At 30.5% G+C, this 22,917-nt stretch carries 20 protein-coding genes, 1 pseudogene and 1 CRISPR repeat array; of the genes and pseudogenes, 9 read left to right on the forward strand and 12 right to left on the reverse strand.

Translation table 11 applies throughout. The annotated features are described in order from the left end of the window. Positions 1 to 98: 98 nt before the first annotated feature. From BGS40_RS06645 to nspC, 6 genes are all read right to left on the reverse strand, one after another. Positions 99 to 1,031: a formate dehydrogenase subunit gamma gene (locus BGS40_RS06645; RefSeq protein WP_002851174.1), complete on the reverse strand. Its 933-nt coding sequence runs from the start codon at positions 1,029 to 1,031 to the stop codon at positions 99 to 101. After that, the gene (gene fdh3B / locus BGS40_RS06650) at positions 1,028 to 1,669 is read right to left on the reverse strand and encodes a formate dehydrogenase FDH3 subunit beta (RefSeq protein ID WP_002851264.1); all 642 of its coding nucleotides are present in this window, start codon (positions 1,667 to 1,669) and stop codon (positions 1,028 to 1,030) included. The genes BGS40_RS06645 and fdh3B overlap by 4 nt, the downstream gene beginning before the upstream one ends. Further along, entirely contained in the window at positions 1,666 to 4,470 is a 2,805-nt protein-coding gene (locus tag BGS40_RS06655) for a formate dehydrogenase subunit alpha (protein WP_087692178.1), read from the reverse strand. The genes fdh3B and BGS40_RS06655 overlap by 4 nt, the downstream gene beginning before the upstream one ends. Beyond that, the gene (locus BGS40_RS06660; RefSeq protein ID WP_002851537.1) at positions 4,470 to 4,661 is read right to left on the reverse strand and encodes a twin-arginine translocation signal domain-containing protein; all 192 of its coding nucleotides are present in this window, start codon (positions 4,659 to 4,661) and stop codon (positions 4,470 to 4,472) included. Before BGS40_RS06660 ends, BGS40_RS06655 begins: the two co-directional genes overlap by 1 nt. After that, positions 4,636 to 5,349 (reverse strand): TorD/DmsD family molecular chaperone, encoded by a 714-nt coding sequence (locus tag BGS40_RS06665; protein ID WP_087692179.1) that lies wholly within the window; start codon positions 5,347 to 5,349, stop codon positions 4,636 to 4,638. Before BGS40_RS06665 ends, BGS40_RS06660 begins: the two co-directional genes overlap by 26 nt. Before the next feature lie 303 nt (positions 5,350 to 5,652). Beyond that, entirely contained in the window at positions 5,653 to 6,801 is a 1,149-nt protein-coding gene (gene nspC, locus BGS40_RS06670) for a carboxynorspermidine decarboxylase (RefSeq protein ID WP_009883017.1), read from the reverse strand. Between the two features lie 123 nt (positions 6,802 to 6,924). On the opposite strand from nspC, the gene cueO reads away from it, so the two are divergent. The 5 genes from cueO to BGS40_RS06695 are packed head-to-tail and all read left to right on the forward strand — an operon-like array spanning position 6,925 to position 10,739. Then, the gene (gene cueO / locus BGS40_RS06675; protein ID WP_087704418.1) at positions 6,925 to 8,466 is read left to right on the forward strand and encodes a multicopper oxidase CueO; all 1,542 of its coding nucleotides are present in this window, start codon (positions 6,925 to 6,927) and stop codon (positions 8,464 to 8,466) included. A 1-nt stretch (position 8,467) separates the two neighbouring features. Continuing rightward, on the forward strand, positions 8,468 to 8,689 hold the full coding sequence (locus BGS40_RS06680) for a MoaD/ThiS family protein (RefSeq protein WP_002779488.1): 222 nt from the start codon (positions 8,468 to 8,470) through the stop codon (positions 8,687 to 8,689). Beyond that, the gene (locus BGS40_RS06685; RefSeq protein WP_044260308.1) at positions 8,690 to 9,133 is read left to right on the forward strand and encodes a molybdopterin synthase catalytic subunit; all 444 of its coding nucleotides are present in this window, start codon (positions 8,690 to 8,692) and stop codon (positions 9,131 to 9,133) included. Further along, entirely contained in the window at positions 9,130 to 9,546 is a 417-nt protein-coding gene (locus BGS40_RS06690; protein ID WP_052784001.1) for a GyrI-like domain-containing protein, read from the forward strand. The genes BGS40_RS06685 and BGS40_RS06690 overlap by 4 nt, the downstream gene beginning before the upstream one ends. Before the next feature lie 2 nt (positions 9,547 to 9,548). Then, positions 9,549 to 10,739: a molybdopterin molybdotransferase MoeA gene (locus tag BGS40_RS06695; RefSeq protein WP_052782196.1), complete on the forward strand. Its 1,191-nt coding sequence runs from the start codon at positions 9,549 to 9,551 to the stop codon at positions 10,737 to 10,739. A 114-nt stretch (positions 10,740 to 10,853) separates the two neighbouring features. Continuing rightward, positions 10,854 to 11,155: a CRISPR direct-repeat array (repeat unit 38 nt; unit sequence AGTTTTAGTCCCTTTTTAAATTTCTTTATGGTAAAATC). A gap of 143 nt (positions 11,156 to 11,298) precedes the next feature. On the opposite strand, the gene cas2 is transcribed toward BGS40_RS06695, so the two are convergent. The 3 genes from cas2 to cas9 are packed head-to-tail and all read right to left on the reverse strand — an operon-like array spanning position 11,299 to position 15,564. Continuing rightward, a complete protein-coding gene (gene cas2, locus BGS40_RS06700) occupies positions 11,299 to 11,730 on the reverse strand; it encodes a CRISPR-associated endonuclease Cas2 (RefSeq protein WP_002780988.1) in 432 nt (143 codons plus the stop codon). Next, entirely contained in the window at positions 11,723 to 12,613 is an 891-nt protein-coding gene (gene cas1, locus BGS40_RS06705) for a type II CRISPR-associated endonuclease Cas1 (protein ID WP_096738532.1), read from the reverse strand. The genes cas2 and cas1 overlap by 8 nt, the downstream gene beginning before the upstream one ends. After that, positions 12,610 to 15,564, reverse strand: coding sequence for a type II CRISPR RNA-guided endonuclease Cas9 (cas9, locus tag BGS40_RS06710; protein WP_096738533.1), 2,955 nt, complete (start codon positions 15,562 to 15,564; stop codon positions 12,610 to 12,612). The genes cas1 and cas9 overlap by 4 nt, the downstream gene beginning before the upstream one ends. Before the next feature lie 172 nt (positions 15,565 to 15,736). Between cas9 and dcuC the strand changes: the two are divergent. Then, a pseudogene (gene dcuC / locus BGS40_RS06715) lies at positions 15,737 to 16,855 on the forward strand (C4-dicarboxylate transporter DcuC); the annotation flags it as partial. Positions 16,856 to 17,334: 479 nt separating this feature from the next. Here the strand turns inward: dcuC and BGS40_RS06725 are convergent. Further along, on the reverse strand, positions 17,335 to 18,558 hold the full coding sequence (locus BGS40_RS06725; protein ID WP_087692181.1) for a hypothetical protein: 1,224 nt from the start codon (positions 18,556 to 18,558) through the stop codon (positions 17,335 to 17,337). Between the two features lie 211 nt (positions 18,559 to 18,769). Continuing rightward, positions 18,770 to 19,759, reverse strand: coding sequence for a phosphoribosylformylglycinamidine cyclo-ligase (gene purM / locus BGS40_RS06735; RefSeq protein ID WP_002860687.1), 990 nt, complete (start codon positions 19,757 to 19,759; stop codon positions 18,770 to 18,772). 60 nt (positions 19,760 to 19,819) lie between these two features. On the opposite strand from purM, the gene coaE reads away from it, so the two are divergent. From coaE to BGS40_RS06750, 3 genes are read left to right on the forward strand one after another with little or no spacing between them, the layout of a single operon-like run. Then, the gene (coaE, locus tag BGS40_RS06740; protein WP_052823203.1) at positions 19,820 to 20,425 is read left to right on the forward strand and encodes a dephospho-CoA kinase; all 606 of its coding nucleotides are present in this window, start codon (positions 19,820 to 19,822) and stop codon (positions 20,423 to 20,425) included. Next, a complete protein-coding gene (gene dapF / locus BGS40_RS06745; protein WP_002867218.1) occupies positions 20,422 to 21,171 on the forward strand; it encodes a diaminopimelate epimerase in 750 nt (249 codons plus the stop codon). Before coaE ends, dapF begins: the two co-directional genes overlap by 4 nt. Then, positions 21,146 to 21,877, forward strand: a complete 732-nt coding sequence (locus tag BGS40_RS06750; protein WP_096738535.1) for a glucosaminidase domain-containing protein — start codon at positions 21,146 to 21,148, stop codon at positions 21,875 to 21,877. Before dapF ends, BGS40_RS06750 begins: the two co-directional genes overlap by 26 nt. On the opposite strand, the gene BGS40_RS06755 is transcribed toward BGS40_RS06750, so the two are convergent. Continuing rightward, a complete protein-coding gene (locus BGS40_RS06755) occupies positions 21,874 to 22,911 on the reverse strand; it encodes a DUF4143 domain-containing protein (protein ID WP_002860683.1) in 1,038 nt (345 codons plus the stop codon). The genes BGS40_RS06750 and BGS40_RS06755 overlap by 4 nt on opposite strands. Positions 22,912 to 22,917 lie beyond the last annotated feature (6 nt).

Below are 22,917 nucleotides of genomic sequence, written 5' to 3' on the forward strand. Positions count from 1 at the left end.
AAAAATAGATTTTAGATTCAACTTATAAAATAAAATTCGTTCTATTTATTTCAAAAAAGCTTAAAACTACCGCTATGCAATAACATAGCGGTTAAAGATTAAATTTTTACATTAGGATCATAAGAAAAACTAGGTTCAATTTGCTTTTTATTGCTTAATTCTTTATACCAATAAGAATGCAAAATATAAACCTCTTCTTCTTCTTTATAACCACTAATCATAGAATGGATACTGCCTTTGATTGCAAATACTGCCATATAAATATGCACACCAAAAAACACTGCACACACTATACCCAAGAAATTATGCACTATAGCTGAAATTCTCAAAAGTTCAATTTGAGTTAAACCAAAAAGACCTTGAATTGCTGTAGAATTAAAATCAAGAAAATACATAAATCCACCTGTAATTATCATCAAAAATCCACCAAATACAGCTATATAATACCAAGATTTTTGACCAAAATTAAACTTACCTGCAGGTACAGGACGTTTGATTTTACTTAAATAACCACCTACTATCATCATCCATCTGATATCATAACTTGCAGGAAGCATTCTTTTAATCCAGCATAAAAACATAGGGATTATAGAGATGATAAACAAAATCGTTGCAAAAGCGTGTAAATTTTTACAAACCCTTACAAAAACTCCACCCCCAAAAACTTCTCCAAACATCATCACAAAACCAGTTGGCACTAAAATCACCCAAGAAATCGCTGCGATAAAATGAAAAAGTCTTTCAAATAATGTAAAAGCATAAATTTTCTTTCCATCGTGTGAAAATTGCTTAGGTCCTATAACCATATAATGCAAAGCAAATGCAGACAATACCGCAATAACAGCGATTAAAGCTATAGTAGCTATATATTCACCTTGCAAAGTTGTCCAAAGTTTGCCAAAAGTATCATAATTTGGGATATTTGTAATACGATGAAAATCCCAAATTTGAGTATCTTGTCCCATTCTCTCGCTACCATAAGCAAATAAACTCACTACGCTTAATAAAAGCGTTACAAATACTTTTCTCATAAGCGTTCCTTTCCTGTGTAAGCAATCTTCCACTCCAAACTTTCCGAAGGATTTGGAATGCCATAATTTCTATTCATAAGTCTATTATGATAAATCTCTTCTATTTTAGAACTTTCACCTACTAAAAGTGCTTTTGTCGAACACATCGCAGCACATACAGGAACTTTCCCTTCTGCAATACGATTTTGACCATAAAGTTCTCTTTCTTTTTCTGAATTCGTTGCTTCAGGGCCACCTGCACACATAGTACATTTATCCATAATGCCTTTATTTCCAAAAACACTATCTTTTGGAAATTGTGGTGCACCAAAAGGACAAGCATAAAGACAATATCCACAACCTATGCAAATTTCTTTATCGTGTAAAACAATACCATCAGCACGGATGTAAAAACAATCCACAGGACAAACGATAGAACAAGGAGCATCATCACAATGCATACAAGAAATAGAAGTTGAAACTTCTTTTCCTTGAATTCCTTCATTTAAAGTAATCACACGGCGGCGGCGAATATGAATAGGAAGCTCATGTGCTTCATCACAAGCTACCGCACAACCATTACAATCAATACAACGCTCATTATCACAAAAAAATTTCAAGCGTTCTTTTTCTAAATTTGCAAAATTTACCTTACTCATTTTCCATCCTTACTGATTCTACAAAGTCCACCTTTAGTCTCTGGAATCTGACACATGATATCATAACCATAATTTGTTACCGTATTAGCACTTTCTCCGCTTGCATAAGGCTTAGTTCCTTCTGGGAAATTGTGCGTTAAATCTACACCTTGCATAACTCCTGTAAAATGGAAAGGCAAGAAAATCATATCTTTTGCTACACCTGGATTAACCTTCACTCTTACATGAATTTTAGTACCTTCTGGAGAATGCACCCAAATCATATCTCCTGCTTTAATGTCTTGCTCTTTTGCTAATTCAGGATTGATCTCACAAAACATTTCAGGTGTTAAACGCGTTAGATACATAGATGCTCTATTTTCCATACCTGCGCCATTTAAATTCACAAGTCTTGCGGTAACAAGATTAAGTGGGAATTCTTTAGAATAATCCTTAGCTTGTTGCACAGAAGCAAATTTAGTATCCACGCGATAAAGTGCTTTTTGATCTTCAAAACTTGGGTATTTTTGTACTAAATCGTTTCTTGGGGAATGTAAAGGCTCACGGTGGAGTGGAATTTTATCTTTAAAAGTCCAAACTACAGCCCTAGCTTTAGCATTTCCATAAGGAACTATGCCTTTTTCTATACATTTAGTTGCTATGATATTACTATCATCATAAGACCAAGTTGATCCCATTTTTTCTTTTTCTTGAGCACTTAAAGTAATGCCTAAAACTTTTTCTATATTATCTTTAGTAATTTGTGGATAACCTGTATTAATAGGCGAATTTAAAGGTGCATTTTTAGCAAGCAAACTCTCTCCTTCATACTCGAGTCCAAAATTATTTCTAAAGCCCATACCACCTTTTGCAACTTCAATATCGGTATTATAAAGCACAGGAGAACCTGGATGCTTATCACTCCAACAAGGCCAAGGAAGCCCATAATACTCACCAGCAACCTCGTCTTTTCCTTCTAAAGTTACCTCATCAAATTTATCCCAGTATAAAGTATGCTTTTTAAGCCTTTCAGGACTCCAACCATTAAGTCCTATACTTCTAACTGCTTTTGCAATTTCCCTTGTTGCATTTTCAGGCCAAACGATCTCACCTTTTTCATCGCGTAAAGTCTTGGTAAAGTCTTCATAAAAGCCTAATTTTTTAGCAAGCTCAAATAAAATTTCTTGATCTTCCATACTTTCATAAAGTGGATCTACAACTTTAAATCTCCATTGCCCACTACGATTTGTAGCTGTTACACTTCCACTTGTTTCAAACTGTGTTGCTGCAGGTAAAAGATAAATTCCATCTTTTCTTTCTGCGATAATCCCTGCTTCATTTACAAAAGGATCGGCTAAAACTAAAAGCTCTAAAGCTTCCAAACCTTCTTTAACTTTTACTTGTTGTGCAGTTGAAGTGATACCATTTCCCATAACTACTAAAGCTTTTAAAGGCGTTCCTGCATTATCGATAGCATCATTTCCATCTTTTCCATTTAAAGCCGCTGCCCACCATCTAGCAAGTGAAAGTCCAGTTTTATGCATCCAATCTTTACTTACAAAATTTCCTAAAAGCCACTCATAATCCACACCCCAAATTTTGGCATAGTATCTCCAAGTCGCTTCATTTAAAGGATAATAACCTGGCAAATTTTCGCTTAAACAAGCCATATCTGAAGCACCTTGAACATTATCGTGTCCGCGTAAGATATTAACTCCGCCGCCAAATTTACCTATATTTCCAAGTACCATTTGTACAATAGGTGCTAAACGTGTATTTGAAGTTCCTACAGTATGTTGAGTTAAACCCATAGCCCAAATAAGCGTAGTTGGTTTGTTTTTAGCTACTTCGTGAGTGATTTGCACCAAAAGTTCTTTAGAGATCCCTGTAACATTTTCCACCTCTTCAGCTGTCCATTTTGCTGCTTCTTCACGAATTTTATCAATTCCAAAAACTCTTTCATCAAGATATTTTGTATCTTCTAAGCCTTCATCAAAGATGATTTTTAACATTCCATACATGAAAGCAATGTCAGTTCCTGGACGAATTCTTGCATAAATATCCGCTTTTGCCGCACTTTTTGTAAATCTAGGATCTACAACGATAAGCTTTGCACCTTTTTCTTTTGCTTTTAAGAAATGTCTAAAACCCACAGGATGATTTACCGCTGGATTTGCCCCAATGATAATGATACATTTACTTCTTTGAATGTCTCCAAGATGGTTTGTCATAGCGCCATAACCAAATGTATTCGCCACACCGGCGACTGTTGCGCTGTGTCAAATTCTAGCTTGATGATCTACATTGTTCGTTCCAAAAAATGCTGCAAATTTTCTTATATAATAAGCTTGTTCATTATTAAGTTTTGCAGAACCTAAAAACATAACACTTTCAGGATTTTCTTTACGATAAGCAGCTAGTTTTTCTCCGATCTCACTTAAAGCTTGCTCATAACTTATGCGTTTCCATTCTCCATTTTCTTTTTTCATAGGATATTTTAAACGCACATGTGAACGCACCATATCGATCATATCAGATCCCTTGCAGCAATGTCCACCTGAACTCACAGGATGATCTTGAGCGATTTCTTGACGCACCCAAACACCATTTTGCACTTCTGCAATAATCCCACAGCCTACAGAACAGGCTGTACAAACTGTTTTTACTTTTTTACTACCTTCGTACGCTTCTTTAAGCTCATCAGCACTCGCTTCTCTTAAAGTTTCACTTCTAGCAAGCAACGGTGTTGCTAGGCTTGAAAGTGCTGCCATTTTAAGAAAAGAACGACGCGTAAGCTTGATATTTTCACCTACACTTGACATTACTCAGCCTTTATATAATAATTTTCCCAATTAGCACTTCTTTGAAAAAGCACTTCTTTTTTCTTACTTTTACCTTTAACTAAATCTTTTCTTTCTTCATCTTTAGCTAGAGCTAAAGTCGTGCTACCAAGCACTCCAGCAGCCCCTAAGGCAAAAGCGGATTTTTTAAGAAATTCCCTGCGATTTTTCACGAGTCCTCCTTTGTTTATTTGCTTCTCTTCTTAAAAATTCTGAACGCGATAGATCGTTTTGCACTTTTTTAGAATTTATTTTTACAGGTTTTTCTACTTCAAAGCAAAGTCTTTCAAATTCCATAAAAGCCAATGCAATACTTGAAATTTCCTTGTATAAATTCGCATTTTTATTCATGAAAACATCACCTAAAAACTCATCGATGTTTTTATTGATCACTTTTTCAAAAAGCTCTTTGGCTAAATCATCTTCATTTTGCCTTAAAAATTCACTCATCAACAATAAACAAAATCCAACACTATCTTCACTTTCTTTAAAAAATTTTTCATTGCGTCTTATTTTACTTTTGACTAAAATTTGACGCACGCAAAGTAAAGGATTTGAATTTTCAAAACCTTCTTCTATGTAAGAAAAAGTCGTTGGAATGCTATTTTTAAGACTTAAAAAAAGCAAATCATATTCTTTAAAAAATGCTTGTATAGAATTTTCATCATCTAAATGCTTAAGCAAGATATCAAAATTTGATTTTAAATTTTCATCAAATAAACATTCTTGCATTGTCTTTAAATACTCTTGTAATTTTGACAATCTTTCTTCAGAAAATGAAAAAACAAAAAGCTCTCCTAGACATTGATAATAAAGACTTCTAGCTAATCTTAATTTTTCCAAATCCATTAAAGCTCCCATGCATTCAAAATTTTCAAAAATAGCTTTAAATTTTGCTTGAATGAATATTATGCAAAATATACCTAATATTCATTTTAAAGCCGATTTTTAAATCGATTTATCTTAATACTATTTGATTTAAAAATCACTGAATTTCAATAAAATTCCACAAGGATTTAAAATATTAAAAAATCATACCAAAGTATTGAAAATTAGATATTTGAGTTGATTTTATATTTGAAAAAATAAAATACTTTGCATAAAATTTACATCTTTGATTCTCTTCCGAGTAAAATTAACATTTTATGCAAATTATAAATAATACTAATTTCTTAAAGAATAATCCTTATAAGAAAATTCTCTTATCATTTGAAGTTCATTTTTTGCATTTAAAAGCATGAGATTTGGAAGTCTTATGCCATTAAAAGTTGTGTTTTTCACAATGGTGTAATGAATTTGATCTAAAAAAACAATTTTATCGCCGATTTTAAGCTTTTTATCAAAGGCGTATTCTCCCATTACATCACCTGCTAAACAAGTATTTCCAGTAAGCAAATAGGAAAATTCGCTTTCTTTTAAGTCTGAAATTTTTTCATTTTCTCTTGTGGCTAAAATTCTAGCATTTAAAACTTCACTTGTATAAGGCATGATAATAGTATCTGGCATATGCGCTTCGCTTGAAGTGTCTAAAATAGCAATTTGCTTTTCATTTTCTATGATATCTACTACACTAGCCACTAAATTTCCTGTTTGCCAACCTACCGCTTCACCTGGTTCAAGATAAACTTGCACGCTATATTTATCACTGAAATTTTTACACAAAGCAATAAGCTTTTCAACATCATAGCCTTTTTTGGTGATGTGATGTCCTCCTCCAAAATTCACCCATTTCATTTGCCCTATCCATTTGCCAAATTTCTCTTCAAAAACCTTTAAAACAGCTTCTAAAGCATCAGCACTTTCTTCACAAAGTGCGTGAAAATGAAGTCCTTCTATGGTACTTAAATCCACATTTTCAAAATCTTTAGCACGAATTCCAAGTCTTGAGTATCTTCCACAAGGATTGTAAAGTTCTTTTGGGGCTAGAGAAAATTCAACATTACAACGAAGACCTAAGGAATTTTTTTGTGTTTTAGCTTGAAATTTATGAAATTGAGCTAAAGAGTTAAACACTATATGATGAGATAAGCTGGCTATTTCATCGATTTCATCTTCTTTAAAAGCAGGCGAATAAGTATGAATTTCTTTATCCATGTATTCTTTAGCAAATTTTGCTTCCCAAAGTCCGCTACAAGTACAACCTTTTAAGTATTCTCCAACAATTTTCATCGCTCCTGAAAAAGCAAAACCTTTTAAAGCTAAAAGCACTTTAGCACCACTTTTTTCGCCAACACTTGCTAAAAGCTCGCAATTTTTTCTTAATTTATCTTCTTCTAAAATATAAGCTGGGGTTTGAATATTTTCATAAAACATTATTTTTCCTTGATTAAATTGCTAAAATCATAACAAAATTAAACCAAATTTTCAAAATAAATATTTACTAAAACTAAAAAAATAATGACTATAATACAAAAAATCAAGCAAAAGGAAAAACTAATGAATAGAAGAAATTTTTTAAAATTTAATGCACTTACTCTAGCAAGTATGGGTGTAGCCTATGCAAATCCTATGCACGATATGCACTCCATGCATAAAAATCATTCTATAAATCATGACTTAGATACTTCTTTTATAAACTTTGCTCCAAAAAATTTAAAACTTTTAGATCCAAAACAATTCCCCCAAGGAGAAATTTTAAAAGCCTTACCTTTGCTCAAAAATGAAAGTAAAGAAAAAAATATTTTTCGTGCTACCCTAGAAATCAAAGAAAATCATATAGAACTTATCAAAGGTAAAAAAACCTTATTTTATACTTACAACGGCCTAGTACCTGCTCCAAAAATAGAAGTTTTTGAAGGAGATAAACTTGAAATTTTAGTCAAAAATAAACTCAAAGAAGCTACAACTATACATTGGCATGGCGTTCCTGTACCACCTGATCAAGATGGAAGCCCACATGATCCTATCTTAGCAGGGGAAGAAAGAATATATCGTTTTGAAATTCCTCAAGATAGCGCAGGAACTTACTGGTATCATCCGCATCCTCATTATACCACTTCTAAACAAGTCTTTATGGGTTTGGCGGGGGCTTTTGTGATCAAAGCGAAAAAAGATGCTTTAAGTCATTTAAAAGAAAGAGATTTGATGATTAGCGATTTGCGTCTTGATGAAAACGCTCAAATTCCAAACAACAACCTAAATGATTGGCTTAATGGTAGAGAAGGAGAATTTGTACTCATCAATGGACAATTTAAACCTAAAATCAAACTCGCCACAAACGAACGCATACGCATTTATAATGCTACTGCGGCAAGATATTTAAATTTACGCATACAAGGGGCTAAATTTATACTTGTTGGTACTGATGGCGGACTTATAGAAAAAGCTATTTATAAAGAAGAACTTTTCTTAAGTCCTGCTTCTCGCGTAGAAGTTTTAATCGATGCTCCAAAAGATGGGGAATTTAGACTAGAAAGTGCTTATTATGATAGGGATAAAATGATGGTAAAAGAAGAACCTAATACCCTATTTTTAGCTAGTATTAGCCTAAAAAAAGAAAAATTAGAACTTCCAAAAAATTTAAAAATTTTCAAACCTTTAGAAGAGCCTAAGGAATTTAAAGAAATAATCATGAGTGAAGATCATATGCAAATGCATGGTATGATGGGAAAAAGTGAAAGCGAATTAAAAATCGCTCTTGCGTCTATGTTTTTAATCAATGGCAAAAGCTATGATTTAAAACGCATTGATTTAAGCTCCAAGCTTGGAGTAGTTGAAGACTGGATAGTGATAAATAAATCTCACATGGATCATCCTTTCCACATACACGGCACGCAATTTGAACTCATCTCATCAAAACTCAATGGCAAAGTTCAAAAAGCCGAATTTAGAGCCTTCAGAGATACTATAAATGTGCGTCCTAATGAAGAGTTAAGACTTAGAATGAAACAAGATTTTAAAGGACTTAGAATGTATCATTGCCATATTTTAGAACATGAAGATTTAGGAATGATGGGAAATTTAGAAGTAAAGGAATAAAATGGTAAAAGTGGAATTTTTAGGCCCTATAAATAAAGAAAATTTAGAACTTGAAGTAAAAAATTTAAAAGAATTAAAAGAAATTTTGCAAAAAGATGAGAGTTTAAAAGAATGGCTAGAACTTTGTGCTGTATCTTTAAATGATGAAATCATTTTTGATGAAAACACCAAGTTAAAAGATGGTGATAAAATAGCACTTTTACCGCCAGTTTGTGGGGGTTAAATGGAACATTTTACACTTTATCAAGGCTCTTTAGATATTCCTAAAATTTATAGCCAATGGTATGAATTTTCCAAGGATAAAAACTGCGGTGCTTTACTGACTTTTTGTGGTATTGTGCGTGAAGAAGGAGGTATTGAGGCACTTAGTTTTGATATTTATGAACCGCTTTTAAAAAAATGGTTTGATGAGTGGCAAAAAAGAGTAGATTTTGATGGTATTAGCTTGCTTTTTGCTCACTCTATAGGCGATGTAGCGATACATGAAAGCTCGTATTTTGCAGGAATTTTAAGCAAACAAAGAAAATTAGGACTTAAACTTCTTAATGAATTTGTTGAAGATTTTAAAGCAAGTGCGCCCATTTGGAAGTATGATGTGATAAACAAAGAAAGAATTTATGCCAAAGAAAGATCAACCAAACTTTGCGGTGCAGGACTTTTAAAATGATACAAGAAATAGAAGAATTTAGCATTTATGGAGTAAGCGTTAAAACTGATGAGGAACTTGAGAGCGATTTAAATAGTTCTTTGATTTTTCCTTTGTGGAAAAAATTTCATAGCATCTTTGGTGCGCCCGATGAAATTTATAGCGTGTATTATGATTATAAAAACACTCACAAGCTAGAGTATAAAATTTGTGTGGGCGTGAAAAATCCTCACGAAAAAGGCGAAAAAATCTGTATAAAAGGTGGCAAATACATGCTTTTTGAAGGTTTTGGAAAACCTGAAATCATTGCCCCAAAACTTTGGCAAAATATCAATGAATTTTTTAAAAATTCAAGTCTCCAAAGAAAATTTGACACAGATTTTGAATTTTATACAACAAACAAGACTCAAATTTATATCAGTATGAAGGAATAAAGATGCTAATGTCTTATGAAGAAAGTTTAAAAATTTTACATTCTCATATCAAAACCTATGAAAAGATTGAAAAAATAGCTCTTACAGAGTGTTTAGGACGCATTTTAGCTCAAGATATAAAAGCCCCTAAAAATCAGCCTGAATTTCCAACCTCGGCTATGGATGGTTATGCGATCAAATTTGAAGATCAAGACAAGCCTTTAAAAATTTTAGGCCTCACACCTGCGGGCACTATGCCACAATTTAGCGTACAAAATGGCACATGTGTAAAAACCTTTACAGGCTCACTCATGAGCGAAGGAAGCGATACTTTAGTCCCTGTTGAAAATGTACGCGTAGAAAATGATACTCTTTTTATAGAAAAAAAAGTTCCCCAAGCTTTTGCTGTGCGTGCGGTAGGAGAAAACTATAAAAAAGATGAAATTTTACTCAAAAAAGGCACAAGGTTAAATTATAGTGAGATAGCTCTTTTGGCTGAACTTGGATTTTTTCACATTAGTGTGTTTATAAAGCCTATTGTAGGGGTTTTAAGTAGTGGAAGCGAGATCAAAGATCTAGGAGAAGCCTTAGAAAATCCCGCTCAAATCCGCTCTTCAAATCATATCGCCATAGCTAATTTAGCTAAAAATTTAAATTGCGATACAAGGGTTTTTCCTCTTTTAAAAGATGATGAAAAAGCCACTTTTTCTACCCTTGAAAGTGCTTTGCAAAGTTGTGATATTTTGATTACAACGGGCGGAGTTTCTATGGGAGATTTTGACTTTTTAAAAAAAGCCGTCAAAGAATATGAAATCATCATCGATAAAGCCGACATAAAACCAGGCAGACATATCAAAATAGCTAAGGCTAATGAAAAATTCATCATCGCCTTACCAGGTTTTCCTTACTCGGCTATGGTAATGTTTAATCTTTACGCAAGAGAGATTTTAAACTCTTGGTTACTTCAACCTAAAGACTATATTTGCAAAGCCTTTTTACAAGGAAGTTACAAGAAAAAAACACCTTATTTAGAATTTGTCGCTTGCAATATAGAGTTTAAAAATGGACGCATTTTAGCCAATCTTGAAGGTAAGAAAGAAGGCTCTAGTGCGATTATAAACAATCTTAACAATAAAGCTGCCCTTATGGTGGTACCAAAAGAATGTGAAATGTTAGAAAATGAAAGCTTAGTGGATATTATCTTTATGCCTTAAAATTATTTAAATAATTTTATTTCGATTTTAATCAACCCTAAATTTCAATAAGTTTCAAATTTGCAACCTCCTTTTAGTGGAGTAATTAGCCCTAGCAGAGTTTCAATCCACTAGGGTTTTAGTCCCTTTTTCAATTTCTTTATGGTAAAATGCACCTGTTTTTGATTGAACGAAGCAACCAGTTTTAGTCCCTTTTTAAATTTCTTTATGGTAAAATCAAGGATACGCCGATTTTAACTCTCAATTAGTTTTAGTCCCTTTTTAAATTTCTTTATGGTAAAATCTTTATGTAATTTTTATAATCAAAGCATTAGTTTTAGTCCCTTTTTAAATTTCTTTATGGTAAAATAGCAGAAGTTAAGGTAAGTGCCACTGGTGCGTTTTAGTCCCTTTTTAAATTTCTTTATGGTAAAATAGATATTTACCAGATAATGAAAATTTAGGGGTTTTTTGATGAAAAATAGCAAAAATTATGCTATAATCTCATAAGAAATTTAAAAAGGGACTAAAATAAAGAGTTTGCGGGACTCTGCGGGGTTACAATCCCTTAAAACCGCTTTTAAAATTCAAATAAATTTTGCTGATGATATTTTTCTTGTTTTTTGTTTAGTTGTATTTCTTCATTATTTGAATTTTTGTATTTAAATTCTCCATGACTATCTATATCAAAAAGTGTTAAATTGGTTTCGTTATTAACTTTTTCATTAAAAACTATGCCACCAAGCAAAAGCTCCATTTTATCAAATTGCTTTTCAGTGATGATTAAAGCCCTTACATTTCCATAAGGTGGCAAAATCTTTTTTACATTTTCAATAGAACTTTTTGCAGAACTTAAACCCTTGCAAATACGCATATAAACGCTAAATTGCAGCATAAAATAACCTAATTTTATAAGATTGTTTCTAAATTTACTTGCTAGTTTTTGCTCTTTTTTACTTTTAGTAGGTACATCAAACATCAAAAGCACGCGCATAAATTTATCTTCAATCATCAAATTTCACTATCTTTAGTTCATCTTCATACAATAAAGCATTTTTAAAATTCGCCACATAATGATTTATCGCTCTGTTTAAAGGATAATTTTGCCCATCAAAATTGATTTTGCTTTGTAAATTGCCAATCAACGCTCTTTTGTCATCTTTGCTTAAAAACTCACTTTCACCCTTAAGCTTTAAAACACAATCATCAACACTAGCCCTAAACACTTCTATCAAATCATCACAAAGCGCAAAAGAATTATAAATATTATCGTGCTTAATGCCAAGCCAAGGCAAAAGCCCACTTATACAAACTGCTCTAATAATACAAGCCCTAATGATTGCATAGCCATAATTTAAAGCAGAATTTTCAAAGCAAAGCTCATCTCTTGAAAAAGAAGTCCCAAACAAAGTTTTAAAATAAAGCGCCGCTGCAACAGCTTCGATATTTTTACTATCATTTAGACTTACTTTTTTAGCCAAATTTATAAGCTCATTGCTTTGCTCTATTTTATTGTGTTTTTTCAAAACAAAGGCTTGATTTAGGATTTTATTTTTAATGATTTTTTGCCATAAAATAGCCTTTTTTTGAGCACTTACATTTATTTGTTCTTTTGCGATTTTTGCACTTTGAAAATGCCCTAAAAAAGGAGCAAAAATACCATTTATACTATGAGTTTCATCGCAGGTTAGCAAGATGATTTTATGCTTTGCAAAAGCGTTAAAAAGTGCGGAACTAAGGCTTGCTTGTAAGCTTTCTAAAATGATGATATTTATATCTTTTAAAAACAATTTGGCTATATTTTCATCTTGCTTAATCACAAGATGATTTAACTCTAAATTTAGCTTGGCATTAGAGCTAATAAGCAGTGTTTTAAAAGCTTCATCGTAACTCATTTTTTAAAATCTTCTCTTTGTCTAAACTCAGCCTTTGTCACTTCTCCAAGTGCTGAAACTATGTATTTTTCAAATACTTTTAGATTTTGAATTCCTATGCTTTTTGCGATTACTTCTTTTTCATTTGCATTTTTAAACAATATTTTTTGATTTTTGCTTAGCGTTTCAAATTTATTATCGTGTTTTGAAACAATCAAACTAACAGTAGAGCTTGTCAAAGCATTAAAATAAACAAGTTCTGGCTCTTGCATATCTTTAGTTTGAATTAAAATCAAACTATCTTTGTATAAAGAAAAGCAAAACTCATAATTTTCATCCATTAAAATCCAGTCTTTTATCTCACCTTTTTTACTTCGTGTTACAGCTTTATTTGGTAATACTTTTAAAGCAAAATCCATAGTATAAATTGGCACAGCATAAAATTTATTTGTCTTTTTGTGTTTAAAAATATCCACTCTAAACATATCGCCATTTTTAACAGTTTTACCATTTACTTTGCGGATTTTACCAAGCTCTAGGGCTTTTAAAACTCCTTCTTTTCCGCCGTATGATTGATAGAATTCTTCTTCTTTTCTAAATGTTTCTTCGTGTAAGGCTCCGCTTGGCTTTTTTCTCTCAGGTTTTGAGACAAAAATTTCATCAATTTTATCTAAAACCTTTTGCCTAAAACCACTAAAAGGCTCAAAAAACTTCCTTTTGTTTTTATAATCTAATTCACTAATTTTTTTTGCATAAAGTTCTGCACTGTTGCTTTCTTGCTCTTTTTTAAAATCAGAAAAAGCCTTTACGATAGAGTTGTTTGCATAAGCAATAATTACTGCATCAATAGCGTGATGAAGATGATTATTTCTATCCTTAGTGCTAAAGCCCCAAGTGTGTCTTAAAGCCGATGTTAGCATACCGCTTTTTGCTTCTACATGCACTTTTGAGCCTTTTTGTGTGTCGTTTAACTTTGTATTTTCATCATCGCTTAAAGGTAAAAAATCTAAATAATCTTTAGTATAGTTTAAAACAAGCCTTGCGATGTAGCGAGTATCGTTTAGATTTCTATCTTTAAAGTCTTTTTGCTCTTTGTCTTTATAGTTTTTATCTAAAATTCTTTTTTGCTTTTTTTCAGGTAAATTTTTTGCCAAAACTTCAATTTTCTGCCATTTTGTACTATCATTGCCAAAGGCTTCAAATGGGGTTTTATTAAGCTTTTCTTGATTTTGCTTGGTAAAAACTAAAACCTTATTCATATAAGAATCATCAAAACTTCTAGAATAAGGGTAAATATGGTCAATTTCAAGCATTTTTTCATCTTGCAAATCACTAATTTTAATCTTTTCCCCACTATAAACACAAAATTCTTTTTGTTCTTTAAATAATCTTAATTTTAAAATATTTTTACTATTTATTTTTAAGCCTAGTTTTTCACATTCAAGTTCGGCGTCTTTTTTGGCCTTGTAGTTTTCATTTTGCTCTTTTTCTATTTTAGCTCTTTGGCTATAATTTTTACCTACTTCTCTTGCTAATTCAATGTTTATTTTATGCACTTTGCCGTATTTTTTAAGTAAAGCATTTAAGACCTTTCTGTATTCTTTAATCGCCCTTAAAACCACAGGATTAGTTACCTCATCTTTATAATAAGTTTCATTAAATGCGGGTAAAAAATCTTTTTTATCTTCATTGATTGCTACTTTTAAATTAAGCTCATTACAAGCTTCATCGTATTTTTTACCTTCAAGCATTAAAGGAGTGATAAGTTTTAAGGCTTTAAAACTTATATTTAAATGGTCTTTAAATTCCAATTTGCTTAAACTATCAATTTGATTTTGATTTAAATCATATTTTGCTAAAGCCTTTTTAAGCTTAATCTCATCTTTTATAAGGGTAATATCTTTTGCTATTTCATTTAAATCATCTTGGCTTAAACTATGATCACCTAGGGATTTTATAAATTCTTTGTATTTTTTAAACTCAATAAAATAAATTCCTTTTTCTCCTTTAAATTCATAATCATCACTTAAACCCAAAAGCTTTTTTGTTTGTTTATAAGTTAGAGTGCCGTTTTTTAAAACTTCATTCAAAAGCGTGTTTAAATCATCTTTTGTATATAAAATTCCTTCAGTATTTTTAAGATTGTTTAAAAGATTGATAATTCTTGTAAGTGCTACAAACATAAAAGCTAAGGGCGAATTTTTTGGCGCTCTTTTTTCATCGGTAAAAAAACTACAATTTCCCACCAAATGAGAAAAATCTTTTAAAGCCCTTTTATAAAATGCTACACTAAGCACCTCTTCTTCAAATTTTTTTGAAAAAGAAAAGCCAAATTCTCTTTGTTTTTTAAAAATAAGCTTTAATTCATCTTTTAAAAAACTTTGCGCTATGCAGCGTTCATAACTTTCTTTTTTATTTCTAACATTTGTAAATTCTTTGGAATTTTCTTTGAATTTTTGAAAATACTCTTTATAAAGATACTCGCCCACACTTTGATAATTTGCTAGTTTTTCTTCATTTTGCTTGATAGCTTTTAAAATCGCACCTTTTTCTTTATCATCACTATTTTTAATATCATCATAGCCACGCCTTTTTGCAATATGTAAAATCACTCTTGCAAAATCTTGCTTACTTAAAAGCTCGTTTAAAGCTCTAAATCTTAACTCATAAGGGCTAATTAAAGATCCTTTATAAGCCTTGGCTAAACTTTCATCAAAGCTTTGATAATCTTCGTAATTTAACTTAAATTCATTTGCGATTAAATGTTTTAAGTGATTTAGCCTTGCTTTGCGTCTAGCAAGGCGTTTTCTAGCACTTCTTGCAAGGCGTCTTGGCAAGGCTAAGGATTCTCCTGTTTTGGGATTTTCAGCCTTTGTAAAAATCCTAACTCCACAATCTTTTAACTCATCATTTTCACTAAATGCCCAGCCAATAGAGCTTATTCCTATATCAAATGCCAAAATTCTTGCCACACTAGATCCTTTTTAATATTTATGATTTGTGTATAATTATAATACAAAAATCATTTTTTAAACAAACATAAACTTTTCAGTAACCAAACTATATATGTTAATTTTATAATACAAAAAACAAGTAATTTTTAAATAAAAAATATTTTTTATTTAAAAATTTAGATAAAATCCAATTTATTGTAAATTCAAGAGACCCTATGCTAATTTTTATGATATACTCAAAAAAATACGATCCCATTTTTGTATTTTTCTTTCAAATATTATCTTGCTTATTTTTGCTTTTTATATCACAGGAACACCTATACCAAAAGCTCCAAGCAGAGAGTATACAAGCTTTTAAATGTTTTACTTGATAGTTATGCTTTTATCACAGCGACTTTTAAAAGTCAGCTTTCTGGAGTAGGACTTATTATCATGAGTGTGGCAGGTTTTGCTGCTTATATGAAACATATTAATGCTTCAGCAAAACTTGCTTTTTTAGCAAATAAACCCTTAGGAAAAATCAAAAATAAATACTTGATTTTAAGTGGAACTTTTGTTGTTGGAATGGCTTTAAAAATCGTCATTTCTAGCTATGCTGGATTGCTTTTGCTTTTGTTAGCATGTATTTATCCTGTTTTAATCTCACTTAAAATCCGTCCTATTACAGCCGTATGTGCGCTTTCTTTAATTGCACTTGATTATGATCCAAAAGATGGAAATTCAATCAATATGGCAGATATGGTAGGACAAAGTGATAATGTCGTAGGGCTTTTTTTAAATTACCAAATTTATAGTGTGATTACCTATGTTGTAATTATTGCCATCTTGATTCCTTTTTATTTTGCTTGGATTGATAAAAGAGATAAAGAAAAAGGTGTTTTAAATGATGAAGTTGAAATTCCGCAAATCATTGATCCTAAATGTCCTACTTTTTACATACTCTTTCCTTGGTTACCTGTTATATTTTTATTTATAGCGTATTTTTTTACTATCAAGCTCGATGTTGTGATAGCAAATTTTGTAAGAATTTCTTTAGTTTTTCTTGTTGAATTTGCAAGACACAGAAATGCTAGAAAATTAGGCGAAGATATGATGGTGATTTTAAAAGACTATGGCTGAAATTTTTATCTCAGTCGTAAGCATAATCATCGCCGCTGGAGTATGCGCTAAAGGCATTAAAGCACTTGGTGGAGTTAATATCCTTACTAACGCGGTTTCAAATCTTGGAACAGGAAATTTTGCATGGTTTGGAATTCTTTTGAGTATAGCTATTTTAAGCTTTTTAGTTTATTTTGCCAATGCTATATTGAATAGGATTTGCATCAAAATTTAAAAGTATAAATATTGAAGAAAGTTTTTTGCAAGTTCTATCCAAATCTTTTGTGAAAAAATCAAACCCTCTATATTTACTATTAATTTGAAAAAGTATTAATATTTATAATTTTTTCATATTTAATATCAATTTAACTAAAAATTCATCACTTAATTTTGTATCACGAGGCAAAAAGTCTTTAATTTAAGTAAAATCAATCTATTTAAATTTCTTATCAAAATATTTAGTATCAACTGCTCTAACTAACTTTAAAGCAATTTCACTCATATGTTTTCTAGCTCTAAAAAATGAAAAAAGAGATGATCAAATTTTTAGAAGTTAAACTATAAAATGTGGATAAACTATATATTTTTTAATTTTTAAATATTATAATTACTTAACACCCCATAAAGAGCTTTAAGACATACGAATATATCCTAATAAACATCTACGTAAAATAGTATTTTTTCATCATTCTAACATATTTTTACATTTTTTTGTCCTTTAAGCATAAGCCAAACAATTAAAAATGAAACGAAATAAACAACTTGAAAAAGTAATTTATAATTATCTATGAGCATCTTTATAGGACTTTTTGTAAATATATAATAGTTATCAACCATCATAAAAATAAAGAAAATTAATATTATCAAAATTTCTATGCAAACATAAAATGCAAAAATAAGATAAAAAAGTTTTTCCTTTGTAATTTGAATCAAAATTTTAAAAAATAAAAAAGCAAAAATAATATAGCATAGACTTAATATTATGTTTAAACTTCCATATACAATTTCTGGTCGTTGATCTACCATAAAATCAGGAATAAAAAGAAGATGACTACCAAAAACACTTAAACCTTGCCATATAAAAAAATAAATAAAAAGTTTGTAATTTTTTATCTTTTTACAAAACAAAAACACACTAAGCAAAGCTAGGATTATGGCTGTGTAAAATAAAGTTTTTTTTGTGTAGTAAAACCTAAAATCTTCAAATCTAATAATTTCTGATATAAACGAAAATGTTAAAACGAGCAAGTTTAAAATTATAAATGAAGCCATTGTGATTTTAATCCATTTTAAATCAAAATCAAAAACCTTTTTTTGTACTTTTGCTAATCTTTCTTCTAAATTTGAAAGTTCTTGCTCATCAAATTCTTTAAATTTGACCCACGCTAAAATCCAAAAAACCAAACTTGCTAGCAAAAACACCAAGCCTATGCCGATAATCAAAGTAAGAAGCCCTAAAAAACAAGTATTAAAAGCATAAATAAAATACTTTTGCTTTGTTACTCTAGCGATTTCATAAGAAAAAGCTTTAAAAAAAGGAAAAATCAAAGCCAAAATAGCAAAATGTAATACTAAAAATATAGCAATAGCCATAAAAATATTATCTTGATTAAAATAAAGCCCACCAAAAATGCCAGTTCTAGGCTTTAGCATTGCAAATAAAATACTTGTATTAACAAGAATACCAAAAAATCCAATCCCTACACTAATAAGGAAATTCTTAAACAAATTTTTAGCACCGCCATAGATTTTTAAATCATAAAGCACAATAAAAAATAAAATCCAACTCGCAAGAACAAATAAAACTCCAAGATAAGGAATGATACCTAAAAACCCACAAATAATACTCGCTATTGCTTTTAAGCGAATTTCTTTTATCTTTTTTTGAAACAAAGCTTCATTTAAATTGTGCATTTTTATCCTTTATTTAATACATTCGAACAAAAATATTTCGTTTTATCATCTTTGGCAATTTTTATCAAAACCGCCCATTTCCACACATTAACTCTAAAAATTTTATCTTTCTTATTTACATAAGAAAGATAAAATTTTAGTTTGTCTTTATGGGCTTTTATGGGCAAAATTACATACATTTTAGCACATAAATAATCATAATAATTTGTTTTCACTCTAAAACAATACCTTCATTAATGCAAATTTCGCCGATAATAAAGGCATCTGAATTTTCTAAAACCTTACTTACATTAGAAGGATCTACAACCATTACTAAACCCACTCCCATGTTAAAGCTTCTATACATTTCGCTTTCTTCTACAGCCTGTCCTATAGTATAAAAAATTTCAGGAGTTTTAAGATGATGTTTGCGTATAGTTGCACCCATACCACGAGGCAAAACGCGTGGTAAATTTTCTACTAAACCACCCCCTGTAATATGAGCTAGAGCACTAATATAAGGCTTTAATGTAAGAAAATCACGCACATAAATCCTTGTAGGCTCTAATAAAATATCAATTAAATTTTTATCCCCTATCTTGTCATCAAATTTTAATTTTAAACTTTCAAAAAGTACTTTTCTAGCTAAAGAATAACCATTTGAATGAAGTCCTGAACTAGGAAGTGCCAATAAAATATCACCATTTTTAACAAATTTACTTCTATCGATCTCATCTTCTTCAGCCATACCCACTGCAAAACCCGCAAGATCAAAATCATCTTTTGCATACATTCCAGGCATTTCAGCAGTTTCTCCGCCGATTAATGCACAATTTGCCATCTTACATCCCTTGGCAATGCCTGATACAACAGCCTTTGCTACTTCTACTTCGAGCTTGGCTGTAGCATAATAATCTAGGAAAAACAAAGGCGTAGCAAAATTACAAATCAAATCATTCACACACATTGCTACTAAATCTTGCCCTATAGTATCATATTTTTTAGCATCAATTGCCAAGCGAAGCTTGGTACCAACACCATCTGTTGCACCTAAAATCACAGGCTTTTTAAAACCACTTGGCATTCTAAAAGCACCAGCAAAAGAACCAATTCCACCTACAACATTATCATTAAAAGTTTCTTTAACCAAAGGTTTTATAGCCTCTACAAAGGCATTTCCATTATCTATACTTACGCCTGCATCTTCATATGAAATTTTCATTTATTTTCCTTTAAGAACTAAAAAGGTATTTTAACGAAAAAAGTTTTAATAAGGCATAAGATGAAAAATGCTTTTTTTGTAACCGCTTCAATTGCTTGTGGTAAAAGCACTTTTATAGAAATAGCGAATTCTTTAGGCTTTAAAAGCATTAGCGCAGATAAAATTGCTCATAAAATTTTAGATGAAAATGCTTTAGAACTTGAAAAGATTTTTTCTCCCTTTAACTTAAAAAATTTACTCACAAAAGAAAAGAAAATCGATAGAAAAATCCTTGGAGAAATTGTTTTTAACAACAAAGAAGCTAAAAAAACCTTAGAAAATTTCACTCATCCTAAAATTCGAGCTAAAATTTTAGAACAAATGCAAATTCTAGATAAAGAAAATAAAGCTTTTTTTGTAGAAATTCCTCTTTTTTTTGAAAGCGGTGCTTATGAAAATTTAGGCAAAGTCATTGTAATTTACACACCTAAAGAATTAAGCCTTAAAAGAATCATGCAAAGAGATAAGCTCAGCCTAGAAGCTGCAAAAGTGAGACTTAATTCTCAAATAGATATTGAAGAAAAACTTAAAAAAGCAGATTTTATCATTAAAAATACTAATTCCTATGTCGATTTTAGGCAAGAATGTGTTAAAGTAATACAAGAAATTTCTAAAGGAAAAATGTGAAATTTTATAAATATTGTGCAAGTGGGAATGATTTTGTCATAACAAATGCTGATAGAAAAGAAGATAGAAGTGCTTTAGCTAAAGAACTTTGCAATCGTTATGAGGGCATAGGTGGGGATGGCTTTATCGTGATATTGCCTCATGAAAAATACGACTTTGAATGGGAATTTTATAATAACGATGGCTCAAGGGCTGCTATGTGTGGCAATGGCTCAAGGGCTGCGGCACATTTTGCACATCATATTAACAAAATAAATCCTAACATGAGTTTTTTAACCGGTGCAGGAATAATAAAAGCAAAGGTAAATCAAGATAAAGTTGAAGTATCTTTAGGCAAAATAAAAAGCGTGCAAAATACTTTTGAAGAATTAGGAAAAACTTGGCAACTTTGCGACACTGGAGTTCCACATCTAGTGCATTTTTGTCAAAATTTAGATGAATTTGATACAATACTTTGTCAAAAAATGAGACAAAAATATAATGCCAATGTTAATTTTGTAAAAATTTTAGATGAAAATCATTTAAAAGTTCGTACCTATGAACGCGGAGTTGAAGATGAAACCTTAGCTTGTGGCACAGGAATGGGGGCTTGTTTTTATCTGGCATTTTTAAATAAAAAAGTACAAAATAAAGTTAAAATAACTCCTAAAAGTGGTGAAGAGGTTGGGTTTACATATAAAAATGAAGAATTGTTTTTTGAAGGAAAGGTAAAGTATTGTTTTGAAGCCAATTATAATTTTTCTTAGTCTTTTTCTAATCCCACTTTTTGCTGATGATCTAAAAAATGGCTTTGGAGAGGAATATTACAAACTTGATATAGATCAAAAAAGACAAATTTTTTTTATAAAAATGAATGAAATGTTTGATCAAAGCTTTAAAAAAATTGAACAAGAAAGAGCTTTTATTGAAGCCTTTTTTAAAGATGCTTACAAAACAGGCTTTAGGACTTCAAGTCAAACAAATCTTGAAAAACTTATCACGATAAAAAACAAATATCGCATTGAAAATCTTTATGATTTTGCAGAATATAAAAAACGTATTCAAAAAATTCCAAAATCCATGGGTATAGCCCAAGCTTTAGTTGAAAGTGCTACAGGTACAAGTCGCTTCGCAAGAGAAGCAAATAATCTTTTTGGAGAATGGACTTGGGGTGAGAAAGGTTTAATTCCTGATTTAAGACATCCAGATAAAAAACATAAAATTAAGATTTTTGATAGTCTGCAAGATAGTGTTTACTCTTATGTTTTAAATTTAAATCGTCATTTTGCTTATGAAAAGTTTCGCGATGCAAGAGCTAAATTTGCAAGCGAAGGCAAAGAGATAACAGGGCTAGAGGCTATTAAAACTTTAGATTCTTATTCTGAACGTAAGGGATATTATATCAATCTTATTACAAAAATCATCAAAAGATACAACCTTGAAAAATACGATACAAACTCAAACAACGCCTAAAATCCAAGTGAAAATTTATCAAAAGATATGACTTCAAATTTAACCCCTTGCTCAAAAAAACTATCCTCGCTTGAAAGAGTGATAAAAATCACATGAAAAATTCCAAGTTCTAAAGCCTTTGGTAAAATTTTCTTAGCACGTAATTTAATCAAATCAATATCTAAAGTTGGACTTGAAATATAAGCAATTTTAGATATTTGGCTATAAAAGTTAAAGTATTTGTTATAAAAAAAATCTTCTTTAAATTTAAACAACTCGCTTAAAACTAAATTTTCAAATAAATGCGAAAAATCCTTTGAAATACAAAGATTATTTCTTAGGCCAAAATCTTTAAAATAAATCTTTTGAAGTTTTTTTTCATCATGTTTTAAAGTATAGATCACATAAGTATTTTCTAATTTTTTTATAGCTTGATAAACACTATCTTTTGAAGTTTTTAATCTTTTTTTAAGTTCTATAAATATCTTAGAAATACTGATTTGCTGACCCAAATTTAAAGCTAAATACTTTAAAATTTCTAATTCTAAAAGAGTAAAGCTTTGTCTTAGAAGTATGTTTTTTTCTCCAAATTTACTGCGTCCACTTTGCAAAAAAAGACCTACTAAATTATTTATAGGTAAATTTTTCTTACTTACACTAATAAATTCTTCAAAATCAAAATAATCAAGTTCAAGTTCTTCAAACCCATTTATATTTAAATCTTTTATATTTGTACTTAAGATGATGGGAATTTTAATTTTTTCTAAATTAGGGATAAAATCCAAATTATAAAGGCAAAGAATTTTAATTTGTAAATTTTCATTCAAAAAATCAGCAAGTCTTTCTAAACTTTGTTTTTCAAAGCGTGTATCATATAAATCTAAAAACAAAATTTCACTTGCTTTAAATTGAGATAAAAAATTAAAAATAAGTGTTTTTTTACCACAAAATCGTGGGCCTTTTATGATAATATTTGGTTTTGAAATTTGATTTTTTCTTTCATAACTTACTTCAAATTTAGGATGGTTTTCATAAAAAAAATTAAGTACTTTCAATTTTAT

Origin of the sequence: Campylobacter sp. 107, from assembly GCF_002383835.1 — a bacterium.
Lineage (GTDB): Bacteria > Campylobacterota > Campylobacteria > Campylobacterales > Campylobacteraceae > Campylobacter_D > Campylobacter_D jejuni.